Origin of the sequence: Prescottella sp. R16 (assembly GCF_030656875.1) — a bacterium.
In the GTDB taxonomy this organism is placed as follows: Bacteria; Actinomycetota; Actinomycetes; order Mycobacteriales; family Mycobacteriaceae; genus Prescottella.
Window position 1 is genome coordinate 1,513,372 of sequence record NZ_CP130943.1, and the last position, 19,708, is coordinate 1,533,079.

The following is a 19,708-nucleotide window of genomic DNA, read 5'->3' on the forward strand; positions in this document are numbered from 1 at the left end:
TCACCCCTTGCTGCGCACACCTTCGTAGTACCCGCGGATGTGGTCGACGATCCGTTGCTGCGCAAGGTCCGCGTCGCCGCTGGTGACCGCCTCGACCAGGCCGCGGTGCTCGTGCCGCAGCCGCGTGCACGTCGTGGGCCAGGCGATCCGGTCGACACCGCCCACGACGTACGACTCGATCGAGGCGCGCAGTCCGGCCATCATCGCCGCGATCACCTGATTGCCGGCGGCGTCGGCCATCGCGACGTGGAACTGGGCGTCGAGCACCAGGAACTCGTCGGAGGTCAGCGACGTCTCGTCCATCGAGTCGAGTAGTTCGACGGCGGTGGACAGGTCGACGGTCGGCTGTGCGGCGAGCGTCCGCATCACCTCGGATTCGAGGACGAGGCGGGTCTGGACGACATCGGTGACGGGGAAGCTCTGTGCGGCGACCTGCATGCGCATGAGCATCGTCATGCCGCCGGTGGGGCGGGAGACGATCATGGCGCCCGCGTTGGGTCCGGATCCGGTCTGGGTCTTGAGGAGCCCGAGGGCTTCCATGACCCGCAGCGCCTCCCGGACGGACGACCGTCCGACGCCGAGGTCGGCGGCGAGGGTGCGTTCGCTGGGGAGGCGCTGGCCGGGGAGCAGATCCCCCGAGACCATCATGTTCTCGACGTTGCCCAGCACGTGCTCCCAGGCGCGTGGGTGCGACGCGGTCGGTAGGTCGGAAGGTGAGGTCTCGGCGGGGGGCATGAGATGTCAGCCTAGGGGGTTCGTCCGGTTCGACGTCACGGCAGCATCCAGTCGAGGACCGGGGTCGACTGCAGGTAGACGAGGGTGCACAGGATCAGCAGCATGCCCAGGCTGTAGCCGATGACCTTGCGCAGCAGGATCGGTTCACTGCCGGGCTGTCCGACGGCGGTGGCGGCGATCGTCAGGTTCTGCGGGCTGACGAGTTTGCCGACGACGCCACCGGAGGTGTTGGCGGCCACGAGCAGGGTCGGGTCGATGCCGGCGCCCTGCGCGGCGGTCTGCTGCAGCTTCGCGAACAGGGCGTTCGCGGAGGTGTCGGAGCCGGTGACGGCGGTGCCGAGCCAGCCGAGGATGGGGGAGAAGAACGCGAAGATCGCGCCGGTTCCGGCGAGCCAGGTGCCGATGGAGACGGTCTGCCCGGACTGGTTCATGACGTAACTCAGGCCGAGGACGGTGGCGACCGTCGCGATCGCCAGCCGCATCTTGACGACGGTGACACCGAACGTGGTCACGGCGTCGCGCGCGGTGAGGGGGAACCGGCCACCGGAGGTCCAGGCGCCGTACACGATCGTGACGATGACGCCGCAGATCAGCAGCAGGGTACCGGGGTTCGACAGCCACGAGAACGTGTAGATCGCACTCGACGCCGGGTCGCCGCTGCCGGTGAGCAGGTTGCCGTACAGGCCGGGCCATTCGATCGTGCGGTCGGTGCCGGTGAGCCACTCGGGGATGTCGACGCCGAGCGTCCACAGCTTCGCGATGCCGAACACGACGACCACCAGCAGGTACGGGAACAGGGCCAGGAACACCCGGGAGCGGGACAGCGGTTCGGGTTCGATGTGGGAGCGCTGGTCGTCGGGGGTGGTGGGCGCCCAGAAGCGCAGCATGATCACGGCGGCGGCCAGGCCGGCGAGGGATGCGACGACGTCGGTGAGCTCGTAGGAGAAGTGGGCCGAGCACCAGAACTGGGCGATGGCGAACACGGCACCGGTGACCAGCGCGATGGGCCACACCTGTGTGAAGCCGCGGCGGCCGTCGACGAGGAACAGCAGCAGTAGCGGCACGAACAGGGCCAGCACCGGGGTCTGCCGGCCGATCACGGCGGCGATCTCGGTGGCCGGAATGTCGGTGAGGTTGCCGGCGGTGGTGATCGGAATGGCCATGGCGCCGAATGCGACCGGGGCGGTGTTGGCGACGAGCACGGTGACTGCGGCCCGGATGGGCGGCATCCCGATCGCGATGAGCATCGCGCCGGTGATCGCGACGGGCGCACCGAAACCGGCGAGGGCCTCGAGCATGCCGCCGAAACAGAAGGCGATGAGCATCGCCTGGATGCGCATGTCGCCGCGGCCGACGGAACTGAACACGCGCCGCAGGTCCTCGAATCGTCCACTGACGACGGTCAATTCGTAGAACCAGATGGCGGTGACGACGATCCACATCACCGGGAACAGTCCGAACGCGATGCCCTGCAACGCGGACAGGCCGGTCAGCGACGCCGGCATGGAGAAGCCGACGATCGCGACGAGGACCGCGACGGCGAGGGCGCCGATGCCGGCGTACCAGGCCTTGAGTTTGACGCCGGCCAGCAGCACGAAGAACGTGACGAGCGGGGCCAGAGCGACCAGCGCGGTGACGGTGAGGTTGCCGCCGATGGCGTCGGTCGCGGGGGTGAAGGTCACCGCGAGGGTCTCGGTTTCCACATGTAACTCCTGGTTTCGCGCCGGGGCGGGGCGGGTGTGCAACGGTCCGCGCTGTGGTCAGACCACAGGACGGTACACCATGACGGCCGTCACAATCGAGGTCTGTACAAAAGTCGGTGCGAAAGCGGTATCGGAAGTCGTCGTTTCTTGCATCGACGCGCTGACCATGCGTTACTGTGGTCTGACCACACTGCCGACCCCCGGAGAACCGCATGCGAATCGCGCTGTTCGCGACGTGCATGGGGGACACGATGTTCCCGAATGCCGTCAAGTCCACCGCCCTGTTGCTCACCCGGCTCGGGCACGACGTCGTCTTCCCGCCGGGGCAGACGTGCTGCGGCCAGATGCACGTCAACACCGGGTACCAGCCCGAGGCGCTGCCGCTCGTGGAGAACTACGCCGCCACGTTCGGGGACACCGCGATCGATGCGGTCGTCGCGCCGTCCGGGTCCTGCGTCGGATCGGTGCGGCACCAGCACGAGATCGTCGCCTCCCGCTACGGCTCGACCGCACTGTGCGGGCAGGTCGACACCGTCGCGGCCAAGACGTACGAGTTGTCGGAACTGCTCGTCGACGTCCTCGGTGTGACGGACGTCGGCGCATATTTCCCGCACCGCGTCACCTACCACCCGACGTGCCATTCGCTGCGGATGCTGCGGGTCGGCGACAAACCACTGCAACTGCTGCGCGCGGTCCGCGACATCGACCTCGTGGAACTGCCGGAAGCCGACTCGTGCTGCGGGTTCGGTGGCACCTTCGCGATCAAGAACGCAGAGACGTCGACGGCGATGCTGGCCGACAAGATCCGCAACGTCGCCGACACCGGCGCCGAATTCTGTTCCGCGAGCGACTCGTCGTGCCTCATGCACATCGGCGGCGGCATGTCCCGGTTGAAGATGGGGGCCCGCACGATCCACCTGGCCGAGATCCTGGCGTCCACCGAGCAGAGCCTCGAGCGCACCGCGGTGGTGACCGCATGACCGCCGTGGGGCTGGGACTGCCCGCGATGCCGCCGCGCGCCCCACAGGGCGTCGGGTTCCTGCGCGGCACCGAGACGTTCCCGAAGGCCGCCCACCACGAACTCGCGAACGCGCAGCTGCGCCGCAACATTGGCAAGGCCACCCACACGATCCGCGCCAAGCGGCTCGCGGTCACCGGTGAACTGCCGGACTGGGAGGCCTTGCGCGACGCCGGCTCCGCGATCAAGACCGACGTGATGGGCCGGCTGCCGGAACTGCTCGAACAACTCGAGGCCGCTGTCGTCGCACGCGGCGGTGTCGTGCACTGGGCGGCAGACGCCAACGAGGCCAACGCGATCGTCACCGAGCTGGTTCAGGCGACCGGCTCCGACGAGGTCATCAAGGTCAAGTCGATGGCGACGCAGGAGATCGAGCTCAACGAGCACCTCGAGGCCCACGGCATCCACGCGTACGAGACGGATCTCGCAGAGCTGATCGTGCAACTCGGCCACGACAAGCCGTCGCACATCCTGGTGCCGGCGATCCACCGGAACCGGTCGGAGATCCGGGAGATCTTCCTGCGCGAGATGGCCGGTGTCGATCCGGGACTCGACGACGATCCCGCGCATCTCGCGGCCGCGGCCCGAAAGTTCCTGCGCCACAAGTTCATGACCGTTCCGGTGGCGATTTCGGGAGCCAACTTCGGTGTCGCCGAGACCGGCACACTCGGTGTCGTCGAATCCGAGGGCAACGGCCGCATGTGCCTGACGATGCCGCAGACACTGATCACGGTGATGGGGATCGAGAAGGTGATTCCCTCCTACCGGGATCTCGAAGTGTTCCTGCAGTTGTTGCCGCGCTCGTCGACCGGGGAGCGGATGAACCCCTACACGTCGATGTGGACCGGGGTGACGCCCGACGACGGGCCGCAGGAGTTCCATCTGGTGTTGCTCGACAACGGCCGCACCGCCGCCCTCGCCGACAAGGTGGGCCGGGAGGCGCTCAACTGCATCCGCTGCTCGGCATGCCTGAACGTGTGCCCGGTGTACGAGCGCACCGGCGGCCACGCCTACGGGTCCACGTACCCGGGCCCGATCGGTGCGGTCCTCACCCCGCAGCTCGCGGGCATGGACGCCGAGAACGATCCGAATGCGACGCTGCCGTTCGCGTCGAGCCTGTGCGGGGCGTGCTTCGACGCGTGCCCCGTGAAAATCGACATTCCGTCGCTGCTGGTGGAGTTGCGGCACCAGAAGGTCGAGAAGGCCGGGATGTCGGCGGAGAAACTGGCGATGAAGGCGGCGTCGGTCGCGATGTCGTCGTCGAAGCGGTTCACGTTGGCGCAGAAGGCCGCCGGGCTCGGACGCGTCGTCGCCGGGAAGAAGGGCGTCATCGAGACACTGCCCGCACCACTGAACGGGTGGACCGCGGCCCGCGACATTCCGGCGCCACCGAAGCACACGTTCCGGCAGTGGTGGGATTCCGACGAGGGACGGGCCGCGATCGCCGACGCACGAAAGGACGCACAGCAGTGACAGCCGCGAGGAGTTCACGGGACGTGATCCTGGGCCGGATCCGGGACGCGCTGACGATCGCTCCTCCTGCCGCGCAGGAGGTTCCGCGACAGTACCGGATCGGACGCACCCTGCCCGACACCGACCGGGTGGAGCTGCTGGTCGACCGGTTGATCGACTACAAGGCCGTCGTGCACCGCAGCAGCGCCGACGAGGTGCCCGCGGTCCTCGCGACGGTCCTCGGCGATCTCGGAGTGGACCGGGTGGGTGTGCCTGCAGGACTGGACGAGTCGTGGCTGGCGTCGTTCACCGGTGACGTGATCGTCGACGCCCCGGACGTGCCGGCGCCGGACCTGTCGGACCTCGGCGGAGTGGTGACAGCGTCGGCGGTGTCGTGCGCGGAGACCGGCACGATCTTCCTCGACGGCAGCCCCGACCAGGGGCGGCGAGCGTTGACCCTGGTCCCCGATCTGCACGTGTGCGTCGTGACGGTCGACAGCATCGAGGTCGGTGTCCCCGAAGCCCTCGCCCGGCTCGTCCCCGAACGCCCCACCACCATGATCAGTGGGCCGTCCGCGACATCCGACATCGAACTCGAACGCGTCGAAGGCGTCCACGGGCCGCGGAACCTGCACGTCGTCATCGTCGGCTGAACCGGTCAGCCCCGTCCCGCAGCTTCTTCTTGTCCACCTTGCCGAGCGCGGTCAGTGGCAGCTGTTCGGCGAACACGATGTGTTTCGGGGTGTGCAGGCTGCCCTTGGCGGCGCGGACGTGGGCGGCCAGGTCGTCGGCCGTCACGGTCGTATCGGGTTTGAGAACGACGGTGGCGGTGACGGATTCGCCCCAAAGCGGATCGGGGAGACCGTACACGGCGGCCGATGCGACCGCCGGATGCATCGTCAGTGCGTCCTCGACACCCCGCGAGTACACGTTGAAGCCGCCCGTGATGATCATATCCTTCTTGCGGTCCACGATGAACAGGTAGCCGCGGTCGTCGACGCGGGCGACGTCACCGGTGTGCAGCCAGCCGTCGGACAGGGTCTCCGCGGTCAGTTCCGGTCGATTCCGGTAGCCGTCCATCACCGTCGCCGACCGCACCCACAGCTCACCAGGCTGCCCGGCCGGCACCTCGCCGCCGTCGTCGCCGCGGATCGACACATCCGTCCCGGACGTCGGAATCCCGCACGACGCCAACAGGTCCGGCTCGTCCACCCGATGATCGGTGGTCCGCAGGAACGAGATCGGATAGCACTCCGTCTGCCCGAACATCTGCGCGAACACCGGGCCGAACCGGTCCAGTCCCTCCGCGAGCCGGGTCGGCGACATCGGTGACGCCCCGTACAGGATCAGCTCGAGCGACGACAGATCCGCGCGCACCGACGCCGGATGATCGAGCAGCGTATAGATCATCGACGGCACCAGCAGCGTGCAATCGATGCGTTCACGCTCGACCGTCCTCAGTACCTGCTCCGGATCGAAACCGGTCACCAGATGCACCGTGCCGCCACGGATCAGTGTCGGCAGCACCTTGCTGCCCGCGACATGACTGATCGGGGCCACCGCCAGCATCCGCGGCACCCTCGGCAGCTCGAACTCCGACAGGATCGTCTGCGTCAGAGCGATGTTCGACGGATGCCGCCGCACCGCACCCTTCGGCCGGCCCGTCGTCCCGCCCGTGTAGCCGATGTTCGCGACATCACCCGGCTCCGCGAGATCCACGAAACCCCCGGCACCCGAACCGTCCAGCAGTGCCGGCGCGAACCCGCTGCGTCCGAGCGTGAACACCGGAATGCCCAGTGCCGCACACCGGTCCGCGAGTTCGCCGCCCCGCGCGGCGAACGTCCGCTCGTCCACGACGAGTGCGGCCGCATCGGCGTCGGTCAACTGGAACATCTGGTCGTCGACCGCGCCGAGCGGATGCAGCCACGTCGACGCCATCCCCAGTGCGGTGGCTGCCGCACCGGTACACCATATTTCGGCGCGGTTCCCGCCGAGCAGCGCGAGGGTGCGGCCCCGCCCCAGCCCCACGGCGGTCAACGCGCCCTGCAGGCGTCCGATCACCTCCAGGGTGCCGCGGTAGGTGAGCTGCCCGCCGTCCCACGAGAACGCCACCCGGTTCGGGTAGCGGCGCAGGGCCCGCGCCGTGACCGCACCCAGCGTCGGCCCGGCCTGGTGAGACGATGCGGTCATCGGTTCGCTCCTTCGACGTTCCGGGTCAACAGGTCGAGCGTGTCCCGGCGGGCCTGCTCGTACTCGGCGGCCGTCTGCGCGACGATCCCGGCCGCCGGTTCGATGCGTTTGACCCCGGACACCGAGTGCCCGGCACTCCAGATGTCCTTCCAGCGCTGCGGCCCCGGCGCCTTGTCGCCGTAGATCTGCGCCGAATCGGACGGGGTGATCACCTCCTCGAGCCGGTCCGGGTCGAGGCCGTTCGCGCGGATCGACGGCGCCAGCATCGACGACCGCAGCCCGGTGAACGCGCGGGTGAGGACGACGTCGTCGAGGGTGCTGTCGCACAACATGTTCCGATAGTTGTCGTCGGCGAGGCTCTCCTGCGCGGCGATGAACCGGGTCCCCATGTAGCCGAGGTCGAAACCCGCCACCTGTGCCGCCCACAGGGCGTGGCCGTCGGAGATCCCGCCTGCCACCACCAGGGGGCCGTCGAAGAATTCGCGGACCGCCCGCACGAACGCGAACGGGTTCTGCCAACCGGTCTGCCCGCCCGCACCGGCAGTGAGCAGGATCAGCCCGTCGGCGCCGACAGCGGCCGCGCGTTCGGCGTGTGCGAGAGTCCCGACGTCCGCGAACACCAGGGTGCCGTTGTCGTGCAGCGGGCCGATCACGGGTGCGGGGGAGCCGACGCTGGTGATCACCATCTCCACCCGGTGCCGGGTCAGGCAGGCCAGGTGCTCGTCGAGCCGCGGCTGCCGGATGATCAGGTTCGGGCAGTACGGGGCGAGCGTGCCGCCGCTGTCGGCGACCTCCGCGTCGAGTCGGGTGAGCCACTCGTCCAGCCGGTCGACGCCGCGGGCGTTCGCGGTCGGGAACGCGCCGATCACCCCGGCCCGGCACGCCGCCAACGTCACCTCGAGCCCGGAGACCCGCAGCATCGGCGCGGCGATCAGCGGCACCGTCAGCCGGTCGGCGATCCGGGAGGGCAGGGCAGTCATCGCGTCGCCCCCGCCGTCCAGGCGTCGTCGAGGAGCATGATCTCGGCGAACGAATGCTTCACGCCGTGCACGTCGGGCGCCCACACGACCATGTTGTCCTGGGCGGCGAGAGGGATGGCGGGGACGGTTTCGGTGGTGAGTTGTTCGATGTCCGCGATCACGTTGCGGGTCTCCTCGTCTCCGCGGGCGGACTGTAACTGCCCGAGCAGTCGATCCATCTGCGGGTCGGCGTAGTTGCTTGCATTGCTCGACGACGCACTGTGGAACACCTGGTAGAGCTTCAGGAGTGGGACGTCGTCCCGGATGTTGAAGCCGGTTTGTGCGATGTCGTAGTCCCGGTTCACGTTGACGCGCCGAATGGATTCGGTGATGTCGGTGACGTACTCGATTGTGGTGTCGAACCCCACGGCGTCGAGTAGTGCCTGGAGGGCGAGCGCGCGACTCTGTGCCTCCGGAGTCTGGCGGGTCACGAAGGTGATCCGCCCGTCGTAGCCGTCGGACTTCGCCTGGGACAGCAACTCTCGCGCAGCATCCGGGTCGAACCGGTTCGCCGGCTGGTCTGTCGCCCAGCGCGATGTCGGCTGGAACAGTGCGGTGCCGGGCCGTCCGAGACCGGCCTGGGCGCGGGAGTCGACGAGCGCCGGATCGATCGCCCGCTGCAGCGCCTGCCGGACGCGGACGTCGGCGCCGGGACGGCCCTCGGCGTTGTTCACGAGGATTGCGCTGCCCGCGTTGGTGATCTGCAGGTATCCGGGAAGGTCCTCGTCGCGGAACGTCTTCGCGACTTCCTCCTCGTACACGTACACCATGTCGAGTTCGCCGGCGTGGAACATGTCGACCTGCATCTGCCCACCCGACGGTGCGGTGACCCGGATCTCGTCGAGGTTCGGGCGTCCACCCCAGTAGTCGTCCCGCCGGGTCAGGACGATCTCGTGGCCCGGCGCGAGGCGGTCGAGGACGAACGGGCCGGCGCCGATCGGAGTGAACTCGGGGCCCGCGTAGCCGGCCGGGGCCACGATCATCCCGGCACCCGTGGCGAGCATGACGGGGAACTGTTCCCACGGTTCGGCCAGCTCGAAGACGACGGTGTCCGGCGCCGTCGCCGTCGTCGATTGCACGGTCCGGGCCCACAACTGCGAGTCGGTGCCCTTGTTCGAGACGAAGCGGTCGATGCTGCCGACCACCGCCGCCGCATCGACGGGCTCCCCGTTGCTGAACGTCACACCGTTGCGCAACGTGAGCGTCCACGCCGTTCCGGTGTCGTCCACCCGCAGGTCCTGCGCCAGCTGCGGCTCGTAGGTGCCGGTCTCCGCCTCGTAGCGGACGAGCAGGTCGTAGACCGCGGCGAGTTCGGTGCCGCCGGTCGAGCCGGACGGCACGGTTCGGGCCGGATCGAACGAACCGGGCAGCGAGAAGGCCCCGAACCGGAGGACCCCACCGGTCACCGGATCGGCCGCTTCCGATTGCGTGCCGACGAATCCGCTCGCCGCGGCCGACGGGTCGGCGGGTGCCGCCGAGGGGGCCGACGAGCAGGAAGTCAGGAGAACCGCTCCGCTTGCTGCGGCGCAGATACCCATCGTGATACGGCGGAGACGGTACGACGGCGTCATCGGCAGATCCGTTCGGTATGCGAAGTTTCCGGGAATGTAACGTGGGTCACAACTTCCGGCAAGGTCGGTTCCATCCAGCGGGCCGTCGGTGAGGTACGCCATCGCTCCAGCGGGCTTGTCTGTTACCAGAAGATCGAGGATGCTGTACGCCGGTAAAGGAACAAGTGGTCCCGAAAGGTCTCGATGTCTGGCACTGCGGTCGTCCCTGTCGAATCGTCCGATGCTGTCGTCTCCGAGGCGGTGAACGGGGAGGCGGCGGATGCGGAGGCGCCGAACGCGACACTGCTGTCGGAGCGGTCACGTCCGATCATCGAGGCGACCCTGCCGGTGGTGGGGGAACACCTCGGTGAGATCAGCGAACTGTTCTACCGCGATCTGTTCGAGGCCCTGCCGTCGCTGAAGACGGACCTGTTCAACAAGACCAACCAGGAGAACGGCGAGCAGCAGAAGGCGCTCGCCGGGTCGATCGCCGCGTTCGCGACCCTGCTCATCACCGAGGATGCGCCGCCGATCGACCAGGTGATGGAGCGGATCGCGGCCAAGCACGCGTCGCTCGGCATCGTGCGCATGTACTACCACCTCGTGCACCGGGCCCTGTTCAAGGCGATCGCTCAGGTACTCGGCGACGCCGTCACGCCGGAGGTCGCCGCGGCGTGGGACGAGGTGTACTGGCTGATGGCCGACTCCCTCATCGCGCAGGAGGCCGACATGTACGCGCGGGCCGGGGTGTCCGCCGGGCAGGTGTGGTTCCCGCTCACGGTGATCGACCGTCGCCGCATCGCCCCCGACGTGTGGACGTTCACCCTCTCCGGATTCGAACGCTGCCCGATGCGGAACTTCGAAGCGGGACAGTACATCTCGGTGTCGATGATCTTCGAGGATGGCAGCCGGCAGATCCGTCAGTACACGGCGATGGCCGGTGCGGAGCCGGACACGTGGGAGATCAGCGTCGAACGCATCCCGGGCGGACTGGTGTCGAACAAGCTCGTCGACGAGGCCGGTATCGGCTACCCGCTGATCGTGTCCATCCCCGCCGGCACCCCGTACCCGGTCCCGAACGACCGGCCGGTCGTACTCGGCTCGTCCGGTGTCGGCTCGTCGCTCACCGTCGCGGTCCTGCAGAAGATGATCGCCGACGAGGACACCCGCCCCGTCCACGTCGTGCACGTCGACGCCTCCGCCGAGGCGTTCGGGCACCGCGGCGCCATCGAGGCCCTGCTCGCCGACTACCAGGGGCGGACCTCACTCGACGCCTACGTCGTCACCGACGTCGACGACGCCGTCCGTCAGTTGCAGCAGCGCGACTGGGACCGCCAGTCCGAGGTGTACCTGTGTGGCTCACCACGATTCATGCGCCGGATGCGCAAACTCGCCGTCCTCGGCGGCGTCGCACCCGAACGCGTCCACTACGAGGTGTTCACACCCGATTCGTGGCTCGGGTTCGACTGAACACCCGCCCAGGCGTGTCGGCGGTGGTCGGTACGGTGTGATGGGTCGAGCGCACCGCTCGGCCACCGACCCGACCACCACCGCAGGGGGATCATTCGTGCTGACGCTCCACCGCGCCGAGAGCGCCGGCACGCTCGCGTCCCAGTTGGCGCACGTGCTGGCCACCCCACCGGCGGACCCCTTCGCCCGTGAGGTGGTGGCGGTGCCGGCGCGCGGTGTCGAGCGGTGGCTGGCGCAGCGGCTGTCGCACACCCTCGGCGCACGGGACGACGCCGCGGACGGGGTGGCCGCGAACATCGACTTCCCGTCCCCGACGCGGCTGATCGACGGGGCACTCGCCGCCGCCACCGGGTACGCCGTCGACACCGACCCGTGGCAGCCGTCACGGATGCTGTGGACGCTGCTGCAGGTGATCGACGATCATCTCGGCGACCCGTGGTGCGCAGTCCTGGCCCGGCACCTCGGGCACGGTGCGACGGATCCGGCGGACCATCGGGCCGGCCGCCGGTACGCCACCGCCGCCCACCTGGCCGGACTGCTGCGCACCTACGGTGCGGAGCGGCCGGAGATGCTGATCGACTGGGCAGCCGGCCGCGACACCGACGGGGCCGCACCGCTCCCCGACGACCTGCGCTGGCAGCCGGAACTGTGGCGCCGACTGCGGGAGCGGCTCGACTGCCCGAGCCCCGCCGAACGCCTCGGCGACGCGTGCGCCCGGCTGCGCGACGACCCCGGAGTCGTCGACCTACCGGAACGGCTGTCGCTGTTCGGCCCCACCCGGCTCGGCGCCGACCAGATCGCGGTGCTGTCCGCGCTCGGCGCCGAACGCGATGTGCACCTGTGGATTCCACACCCCAGTATCGAAATGTGGGGGGCGTTCGCCGACGACGTCCCGCCGCACCGCCGCCGGGACGACACCCGCACCCTCACGGTCACCCATCCGTTGCTCGCGAGCCTGGCCCGCGACGTACGCGAGATGCAGTCCCGGCTGGCCACCGTCCCACTGGTCGACGTCCACCATCCCGGCCCGCAGCGCCCGCAGACCCTGCTGGGGCGGCTGCAGTCCGACATCGCCGCCGACCGGGAGCCGTCGGTGTGCCCCGCCGACGACACCGTCGAGATCCACGCCTGCCACGGCCCGGCCCGGCAGGTGGAGGTGCTGCGCGAACGCCTGCTGCACCTGTTCCGGGACGATCCCACGCTCGAACCGCGGGACGTGATCGTGCTGTGCCCCGACGTCGACACGTATGCCCCGCTCGTGCGGGCCGCGTTCGGGCAGAACGCATCCGGCAGCCTCGCGCACCCCGGGCACCAGCTGCGGGTGCGGATGGCGGATCGTGGCCTGCAACAGAGCAATCCGGTGCTCGCGGTGGTCGCCACCCTGCTCGACCTCGCGGACTCCCGCGTCCCGATCGGCCGGGTGATCGACCTCGCCGCCACCGGTCCGGTGCGGCGCTGCTTCGGCTTCGACGACGACGGGATCGAACGCATCCGCGACTGGACCGCAGCGGCGGGCGCCCGCTGGGGGATCGGGGTTCGGGAGCGGCGGGCGTTCGGCCTCGACGGTTTCGAGCAGAACACCATCCGGTCGGCCCTCGACCGGATCCTGCTCGGTGCGGCCGCCGACGACGCGGACGCCGAATGGCTGTCGCTGGCGCTGCCGCTCGACGACGTCGAGAGCAACGACATCGAACTCACCGGCCGCCTCGCCGAGTTCGTCGACCGACTCGACGTGGTGCTGCGCCGGCTCACCGGACCGCAGCCGGCCACCCGGTGGGCCGCCGCCTTCGCCTCGGCCCTGGAACTGCTGGTCGACGTCCACCCCGCCGACGCGTGGCAGCTCGCGCAGGCCCGCCGGGAACTCGCGGCCGCCGTCGAGCACGCCGGGGACACCGTGCTGCGGCTCGCCGACGTGCGGGCCATGCTCCGCTCCCGGCTCGCCGGCCGCCCCGGCCGCATCAACTTCCGCACCGGTGACCTCACGGTGTGCACGATGGTGCCGATGCGGTCGGTCCCGCACCGGGTGGTGGTGCTCCTCGGGCTCGACGACGACGTGTTCCCCCGAGGCTCGGGCATCGACGGCGACGACATCCTGTCCCGCGAACCCCGTGTGGGGGAACGGGATCCGCGCAGCGAGGATCGGCAGCTGCTGCTCGACGCCATCATGTCCGCCACCGAGCGGGTGCTGCTGCTGCACACCGGCGCCGACCCGGTCGGCGGCACCACACGGCCGCCCGCGGTGCCGCTCGCCGAGATCCGGGACGTGCTGGCGGTCATGACCGGGGCCGATGTCGTGCAGCGGCACACGCTGCAGCCGTTCGATGCCCGCAACTTCGATCCGGTATCGCCGCGCAGCTTCGACGTCGCCGCGCTCGCCGGGGCGCGGGCCGCACAGCAGCCACCGACCCCGCCGGCCCCGTTCCTGCCCGAACCGTTACCGGTCCAGGATCGGGAGAAGGGGGACGGGGCCGTCGCGCTCGCGGACCTGATCGCGTTCCTCGAACATCCCGTGCAGGGGTTCCTGCGGCAGCGGCTCGGTATCCGGGTACCCGAACTCGACGAGGACGCCGCCGACGCCCTGGACCTCGAACTCGATCCCCTCGCCAAGTGGGGGATCGGGGACCGGATGCTCACCGCCCGCCTCGCCGGCGTCGACCCCGACGCGTTCCGGGCCGCCGAGTGGCGGCGCGGCACCCTGCCCCCCGCCAAGCTCGGGGAGGCCGCGCTCGGCGACATCGAATGGACCGTCGACGCCCTCGCCCGCGCCGCCGCCCCGATCCATGCCGCACCGGCCGAGACGTTCGATATCGACGTCGACCTCGGGGACGGACGCCGCCTCGTCGGCACCGTCGACGGCCTGCACGGCGACGTGATCGCCCGCACCACGTTCTCGCGGCTCGCCGCGAAACACCGCATCGGGGCGTGGGTGCGGCTGCTCGCCGTCGCCGCCACCGGCCGGTACGAGCAGCCCACCGCCGTCACCACCGGCCGGGGCCGCGGCCGCTCCCCGGTGGCCCGGTCGACGCTCGTCGCCCCCGACAACGCCGTGCAGGTGCTGCGCCGGCTCGTCGACCTACGGGAACAGGGACTGCAGCAGCCACTCGCGGTCGGTCCCGGGGCGACCGCCGCATACGCGGAGACCCGGTTCCGGGGCCGATCCGTCGAACTCGCGCTCGCCGCCGCCGAGAAGGCGTGGGGCGGCGACTACGGCGACGGCAAGGACCGGCACATCACCTACGTGCACGGGGCCGGCGCGGAACTGTCGGTGCTCACCGACACGCCGGCACCGCCCGGCGCGCACGAGCCCACCGTGTTCGGGGTGCTCGCCGCCACGCTGTGGGGTCCGCTGCTGGCCGCCGAAACCCTGGGAGAACCGTGACCGCGACCGCCACCGACACCACGTTCGACCTGCTGGCGCCGCTGCCGACCGGCACCGTCGTCCTCGAGGCCAGCGCCGGCACCGGAAAGACGTACGCGATCGTCGGACTCGCGGCCCGGTTCGTCGCCGAACACGGCGTCGACCTGTCGCAGCTGCTGCTCGTCACGTTCAGCCGGGCCGCCACCAAGGAACTGCGGGAACGTGCCCGATCCCGATTCGCCGAGACCGCAACCGCACTGGCCGACCCCGCCACCGCCCGCGGGCACCGCGACGAACTGATCGCCCACCTCGCCGACACCGACGACGACGAGGTGCGGCAGCGCCGGGACCGGCTGCAGCGGGCCCTGTCGGACTTCGACGCCGGCACCATCGTCACCACCCACAGCTTCTGCCGGAGCATGCTGGGCAGCCTCGGTATCGCCGGGGAACACGACCCCGACGCGGTGCTCGTCGAGGAGGCCGACGAGATCGTCGACGACGTGATCGCCGACCTGTACGTGCGGCACTTCGGCCGCGCCGACACCCGCACCCTGAAACCGGACGCCGCCCGCAAGGCCGCCCGGTACGCGGTCTTCGACCCGCAGGCCGTACTCGCCCCGGAGGACGCCGACGGCACCCGCGCCGGGGACGCGGTCGCGTTCGCCACCGCGGTCCGGCGGGAAGTGCAGCGCCGCAAACAGATCGCCGGAATCCGCGACTTCGACGACCTGCCCGCCCTGCTGCACCAGGTGCTCGCCGACCCCGACCACGGAGAGGCCGCCTGCCGGCGCGTCCGGGACCGGTATTCGGTGGTGCTCGTCGACGAATTCCAGGACACCGACCCACAACAGTGGGGGATCCTGCGGTCGGTGTTCCACGGGCACGCCACCCTCGTCCTCGTCGGCGACCCGAAACAGGCCATCTACGCGTTCCGCGGCGCGGAGGTACTCAGCTACCTCGACGCCGTCGAGACCGCCGACCGCCGCCTCGAACTCGCCTGCAACTGGCGCAGCGACACCGATCTCGTTGCCGCCCTCCACTACCTGCACGGCGGCGCCGCCCTCGGACACCGCGACATCGTCGTGCACCCGGTCGAGGCCGCCACCGCGGGCTCCCGGCTCGCGGGCGCGTCGCCGCTGCGGCTGCGGTACCTGCCGCGCACCGGCGCGGGACGGCTCAACAACTCCGGATTCCCGGTGCTGGGCCGGCAACGCGAACGCGTCGCCGCGGACGTCGCCGCCGACATCGTCCGGCTCCTGAAAAGCGGCGCGACCCTCGACCTCGGGGACGGACCGCGCCCCGTGGTACCCGGAGACATCGCGGTCCTCGCCGGCACCAACACCCAGATCGACCTGGTCACGGCGGCCCTCGACCGGGCCGGGGTGCCGTCGGTGGTCGCCGGCGGATCCAGCGTGTTCGAGACACCCGCCGCCCACCACTGGCTGCGGGTGCTGCAGGCGCTCGAACAGCCGCACCGCGCCGACCGGGTCCGCCTCGCCGCCCTCACCCCACTGTTCGGCTGGACCGCGCAGCGGATCGACGCATCCCGCGACGACCTCGTCGGGGACGTGGGCGGCCGGCTGCGGGAGCTGTCCACCCTGTTCACCGACACCGGATTCGCGGCCCTGTTCGAACAACTCGCCGCCGACACCGGACTCGAACAACGCCTGCTCACAGCCGCGTCCGGGGAACGCACCCTCACCGACCTGCGGCACCTCGCGCAGCTTCTCGGGGCCGTCGCCGTCGACGAATCCCTCGGACTCACCGCCCTGACCGGCTGGCTCACCGACCGCATCGCGGACCCGAAATCCGGGGGCGACGGCCGACTCCGCCGCCTCGACAGCGACGCCGCCGCCGTCCAGCTGACCACCGTGCACAAGAGCAAAGGTCTCGAATACCCGATCGTGTACGTGCCGTTCGGCTGGAACACCGGACGCTTCGCCGACCCCGACCGGCTGCTGCTGCACGACGACCACGGCCGCCGCATCCTCGACATCGGCGGGGAGGGCAGCGTCGACTACGGGGACCGCCGACGCCGCCGCGACCTCGAGGCCGCCGGGGAGGATCTGCGGCTGCTGTACGTCGCCCTCACCCGCGCCCAGTGCCAACTGGTGCTGTGGTGGGCGCCCGCATGGGGCACCGACTCCGGGCCGCTGCACCGGCTGCTGTTCGGCCGCGGCCCCGGCGAGGCCGACGTACCGCAGAAGGCGGGTGTGCCCGAGGACCCGGAGGTCGCCGCACACCTGACCCGATGGGGTGACCGTGCACCCGCCACGATCAGCGTCGAGGAGGTCGGCTCCGACCCGATCGAACAGCTGACGTGGACCCCGGAACGGGCCGGGACCGGCGAGCTGGCCGCCGCCGTGTTCGACCGCGTACTCGACAGCGACTGGCGACGCACCTCGTACACCGCCCTTACCGCCGCAGCACACGAATTCCCCTCCACCACCGTCGAATCCGAGGAGACGGTGATCGGCGACGAACCCGAGGAGCCCGACGTGGTCGACACCTCGGACCGGTCCGACGGCATCGCATCGACCATGAACGACATGCCGTACGGCGCAGTGTTCGGCACCCTCGTCCACGAGATCCTCGAACACGTCGACACCGCCGCCGACGACCTCGACACCGAACTGGTGCGGCACTGCCGCGAGGCCGTCGACGCCCGGATGTCGGACGTCGACCCCGACGCCCTCGCCGCCGCCCTGCTGCCGGTGCTGCGCACACCCCTCGCGTCCGGCGGCACCCTCGCCGACATCACGCCACGAGACCGGCTGCCGGAACTGGACTTCGAGCTGCCGCTGGCCGGCGGCGACACCCCCGCCGCCCTCGCCGCGACCCTGCACACGATCGTCGACCTGCTGCGCCGGCACCTGCCCCCCGACGACGTCCTCGCCGCCTACCCGGACCGGCTCGACACCCTCGATCCGACACCGCTGCGCGGCTACCTCACCGGCAGCATCGACGCGGTCCTGCGGATCCCCAGCCCGGCCGGACCACGCTTCGTCATCGTCGACTACAAGACCAACCGCATCGCATCCGCCGAACACCTCACCACCGCCCACTTCACCCGCGACGCGATGGCCGGCGAGATGATGCGCTCCCACTACCCGCTGCAGGCGCTGCTGTACGAGGCCGCGCTGCACCGCTATCTGCGCTGGCGGCTGCCCGGCTACGACCCGGAGATACACCTGGGTGGTGTGCAATACCTGTTCGTGCGCGGGATGGTCGGCCCCGACACCCCCGACGGGGCCGGGGTGTTCGACTGGCATCCGCCGACCGCACTGGTGGTGGAGCTGTCGGATGCGCTGGCAGCGGCAGGGGAGGGACAGCAGTGATCGAGGCGCGGATCGCACAGCGCGGCAAGGGCATACTGCGCGAGTTCAACGAGGCGAGAGTGCTCAGCGCCGCCGACGTTCACGTCGCACTGCGACTCGCCGCACTCGGCGGGGAAACCCGGGAACCCGTGTATCTGGCGACGGCACTCGCGGTGCGGGCCGTCCGCTCCGGATCGGTGTGCCTGGACCTGACCCGGATACGGGAGGTCACCGTCGACGACAGCGGCGACGGCCCACCGATCGACCCGGCCACACTGCCGTGGCCCGACGACACCGTCGTCGCGGACGGACTGGCGACGAGTCCCCTCGTCGTCGGCGGGGACGCCGGCCCGCTGCGCCCACTGCGCCTGGTGGACGGCCTGCTCTATCTGGACCGGTACTACCGGCAGGAACAGACGGTGCGACGCATCCTCGACGACCGCGCCCACAGCCACCCGCCCGTCGACGAGAACCTGCTGCGGGACGGACTCGACGAACTCTTCCGCGATGTCGCCGACCCGACACGACCGTCGGCGGCCCCCGACCGGCAACGGATCGCCGCCGCGGTCGCCGCCACCCAGTGGACGTCGGTGATCGCGGGCGGCCCCGGCACCGGCAAGACACACACGGTGGCCCGCGTCCTGGCCCTGCTCGAACGGCAGCAACCGGGACTGCGGATCGGCCTGGCCGCACCGACCGGCAAGGCCGCCGCCCGACTCGAGGAATCGGTCAACGAGCAGGTCGCAGCGGTCGGGCTGACATCGGAGCTGTCGGCGGCAACCCTGCACCGCATGCTCGGCTGGCAGCGGGGGACGAGCCGGTTCCGCTACAACGAGACCAACCATCTGCCGTTCGACGTGATCGTCGTCGACGAAACCTCGATGGTGTCGCTGACCATGATGTGCCGACTCCTCGAGGCGGTCCGCCCCGAGGCACGACTGGTACTCGTCGGGGACCCCGACCAGCTGACATCGGTGGACGCCGGCGCGGTCCTCGCCGACCTGGTGGCCCGCCCCGTGACCGGCACCGCGAACCCGATCCTCGAGAAGGTGGTGGGCGCGGACCTGTCGGCGTCGGACGACCCGGCGGAGGCGGCACTCAGCGCGGCAGAGCGGGATCGTTTGCGGGGCGGTGTGATCCGACTCAGCCGGGGCCGACGGTTCGGCGGCACGATCGCCCGACTCGCGGTCGCGGTCCGCGACGGCGACGCGGACGAGGCACTGGCGATCCTGCACAGCGATGCAGCCGATGTGTCGTTCGTGCGACGCGACGACCTGGCCGGACTACGTGCGGATGTGGTGTCGACGTCGGCGGAAGTGACCGCCGCGGCCCTGGCCGGGGATGCGGCGGCGGCGCTGCGGGCCTCGGAGAAGCACCGGCTGTTGTGCGCGCACCGGGACGGCGAACACGGGGTGTCGTGGTGGGCGCGGGACGCGATGACATGGATCGGGGAGTCGACGGGCCGACGACTGGACCCGGCCCGCTGGTATGCGGGGCAACCGTTGATGGTGACCGCGAACGATCACGAGTCCCGCATCTACAACGGCGACACCGGAGTCGTCGTCGCCGACGGACCCGACAGTGACGGCACCGGCAGCGGAGGGTTGGTGGCGGCATTCGCGCGCGGCAAAGACCCGTACGTGCTGCACCTGAGCCGGCTGGGAGCGGTACAAACCGTGTACGCCATGACCATTCACCGCAGCCAGGGCAGCCAATACGACATCGTGTCCATCGTCCTCCCCGACGAAAACTCGTCCCTCCTCACCCGCGAACTCCTCTACACCGCCATCACCCGCGCCCGCACCCACGTCCGCATCATCGGCGACGAAAACGCCGTCCGCGCCGCCGTCGGACGACGCGTCCTGCGGGCCAGTGGGCTGCGGCGGGGGTGAGGGC

The 19,708-nt window shown here is 70.4% G+C and carries 12 protein-coding genes; 7 read left to right on the forward strand and 5 right to left on the reverse strand.

The annotated features are described in order from the left end of the window. On the reverse strand, positions 1–735 hold the full coding sequence (locus Q5696_RS07170) for a FadR/GntR family transcriptional regulator (protein WP_305094506.1): 735 nt from the start codon (positions 733–735) through the stop codon (positions 1–3). 35 nt (positions 736–770) lie between these two features. Next, entirely contained in the window at positions 771–2,438 is a 1,668-nt protein-coding gene (locus Q5696_RS07175) for an L-lactate permease (RefSeq protein ID WP_305094507.1), read from the reverse strand. 212 nt (positions 2,439–2,650) lie between these two features. Between Q5696_RS07175 and Q5696_RS07180 the strand changes: the two genes are divergently transcribed. The 3 genes from Q5696_RS07180 to Q5696_RS07190 are packed head-to-tail and all read left to right on the forward strand — an operon-like array spanning position 2,651 to position 5,561. Then, complete coding sequence (locus Q5696_RS07180) at positions 2,651–3,418, forward strand: (Fe-S)-binding protein (protein WP_305094508.1); 768 nt, start codon at positions 2,651–2,653, stop codon at positions 3,416–3,418. Further along, entirely contained in the window at positions 3,415–4,929 is a 1,515-nt protein-coding gene (locus Q5696_RS07185) for a LutB/LldF family L-lactate oxidation iron-sulfur protein (RefSeq protein ID WP_305094509.1), read from the forward strand. The genes Q5696_RS07180 and Q5696_RS07185 overlap by 4 nt, the downstream gene beginning before the upstream one ends. Continuing rightward, positions 4,926–5,561 (forward strand): LutC/YkgG family protein, encoded by a 636-nt coding sequence (locus Q5696_RS07190; RefSeq protein ID WP_305094510.1) that lies wholly within the window; start codon positions 4,926–4,928, stop codon positions 5,559–5,561. Before Q5696_RS07185 ends, Q5696_RS07190 begins: the two co-directional genes overlap by 4 nt. Here the strand turns inward: Q5696_RS07190 and Q5696_RS07195 are convergent. The 3 genes from Q5696_RS07195 to Q5696_RS07205 are packed head-to-tail and all read right to left on the reverse strand — an operon-like array spanning position 5,548 to position 9,688. Then, the gene (locus tag Q5696_RS07195) at positions 5,548–7,098 is read right to left on the reverse strand and encodes an AMP-binding protein (RefSeq protein WP_305094512.1); all 1,551 of its coding nucleotides are present in this window, start codon (positions 7,096–7,098) and stop codon (positions 5,548–5,550) included. The two genes, Q5696_RS07190 and Q5696_RS07195, sit on opposite strands and share 14 nt — an antisense overlap. Further along, entirely contained in the window at positions 7,095–8,078 is a 984-nt protein-coding gene (locus Q5696_RS07200; RefSeq protein WP_305094513.1) for an NAD(P)H-dependent flavin oxidoreductase, read from the reverse strand. The genes Q5696_RS07195 and Q5696_RS07200 overlap by 4 nt, the downstream gene beginning before the upstream one ends. Beyond that, the gene (locus Q5696_RS07205; RefSeq protein WP_305094514.1) at positions 8,075–9,688 is read right to left on the reverse strand and encodes an ABC transporter substrate-binding protein; all 1,614 of its coding nucleotides are present in this window, start codon (positions 9,686–9,688) and stop codon (positions 8,075–8,077) included. Before Q5696_RS07205 ends, Q5696_RS07200 begins: the two co-directional genes overlap by 4 nt. A 183-nt stretch (positions 9,689–9,871) precedes the next feature. Between Q5696_RS07205 and Q5696_RS07210 the strand changes: the two genes are divergently transcribed. From Q5696_RS07210 to recD, 4 genes are all read left to right on the forward strand, one after another. After that, a complete protein-coding gene (locus Q5696_RS07210) occupies positions 9,872–11,137 on the forward strand; it encodes a globin domain-containing protein (protein WP_305094515.1) in 1,266 nt (421 codons plus the stop codon). Positions 11,138–11,234: 97 nt separating this feature from the next. After that, positions 11,235–14,516 (forward strand): exodeoxyribonuclease V subunit gamma, encoded by a 3,282-nt coding sequence (gene recC, locus Q5696_RS07215; protein WP_305094516.1) that lies wholly within the window; start codon positions 11,235–11,237, stop codon positions 14,514–14,516. Continuing rightward, complete coding sequence (locus Q5696_RS07220; RefSeq protein WP_305094517.1) at positions 14,513–17,833, forward strand: UvrD-helicase domain-containing protein; 3,321 nt, start codon at positions 14,513–14,515, stop codon at positions 17,831–17,833. Before recC ends, Q5696_RS07220 begins: the two co-directional genes overlap by 4 nt. Then, entirely contained in the window at positions 17,830–19,704 is a 1,875-nt protein-coding gene (gene recD, locus Q5696_RS07225) for an exodeoxyribonuclease V subunit alpha (RefSeq protein ID WP_305094518.1), read from the forward strand. The genes Q5696_RS07220 and recD overlap by 4 nt, the downstream gene beginning before the upstream one ends. Positions 19,705–19,708 lie beyond the last annotated feature (4 nt).

Bases quoted from the DNA above. Each gene is read 5' to 3' on its own strand.
- Q5696_RS07200 (WP_305094513.1), bottom strand. From the start codon at position 8,078: ATGACTGCCCTGCCCTCCCGGATCGCCGACCGGCTGACGGTGCCGCTG.
- Q5696_RS07180 (WP_305094508.1), top strand. From the start codon at position 2,651: ATGCGAATCGCGCTGTTCGCGACGTGCATGGGGGACACGATGTTCCCG.
- Q5696_RS07185 (WP_305094509.1), top strand. From the start codon at position 3,415: ATGACCGCCGTGGGGCTGGGACTGCCCGCGATGCCGCCGCGCGCCCCA.
- Q5696_RS07205 (WP_305094514.1), bottom strand. From the start codon at position 9,688: ATGACGCCGTCGTACCGTCTCCGCCGTATCACGATGGGTATCTGCGCC.
- Q5696_RS07210 (WP_305094515.1), top strand. From the start codon at position 9,872: ATGTCTGGCACTGCGGTCGTCCCTGTCGAATCGTCCGATGCTGTCGTC.
- Q5696_RS07195 (WP_305094512.1), bottom strand. From the start codon at position 7,098: ATGACCGCATCGTCTCACCAGGCCGGGCCGACGCTGGGTGCGGTCACG.
- Q5696_RS07170 (WP_305094506.1), bottom strand. From the start codon at position 735: ATGCCCCCCGCCGAGACCTCACCTTCCGACCTACCGACCGCGTCGCAC.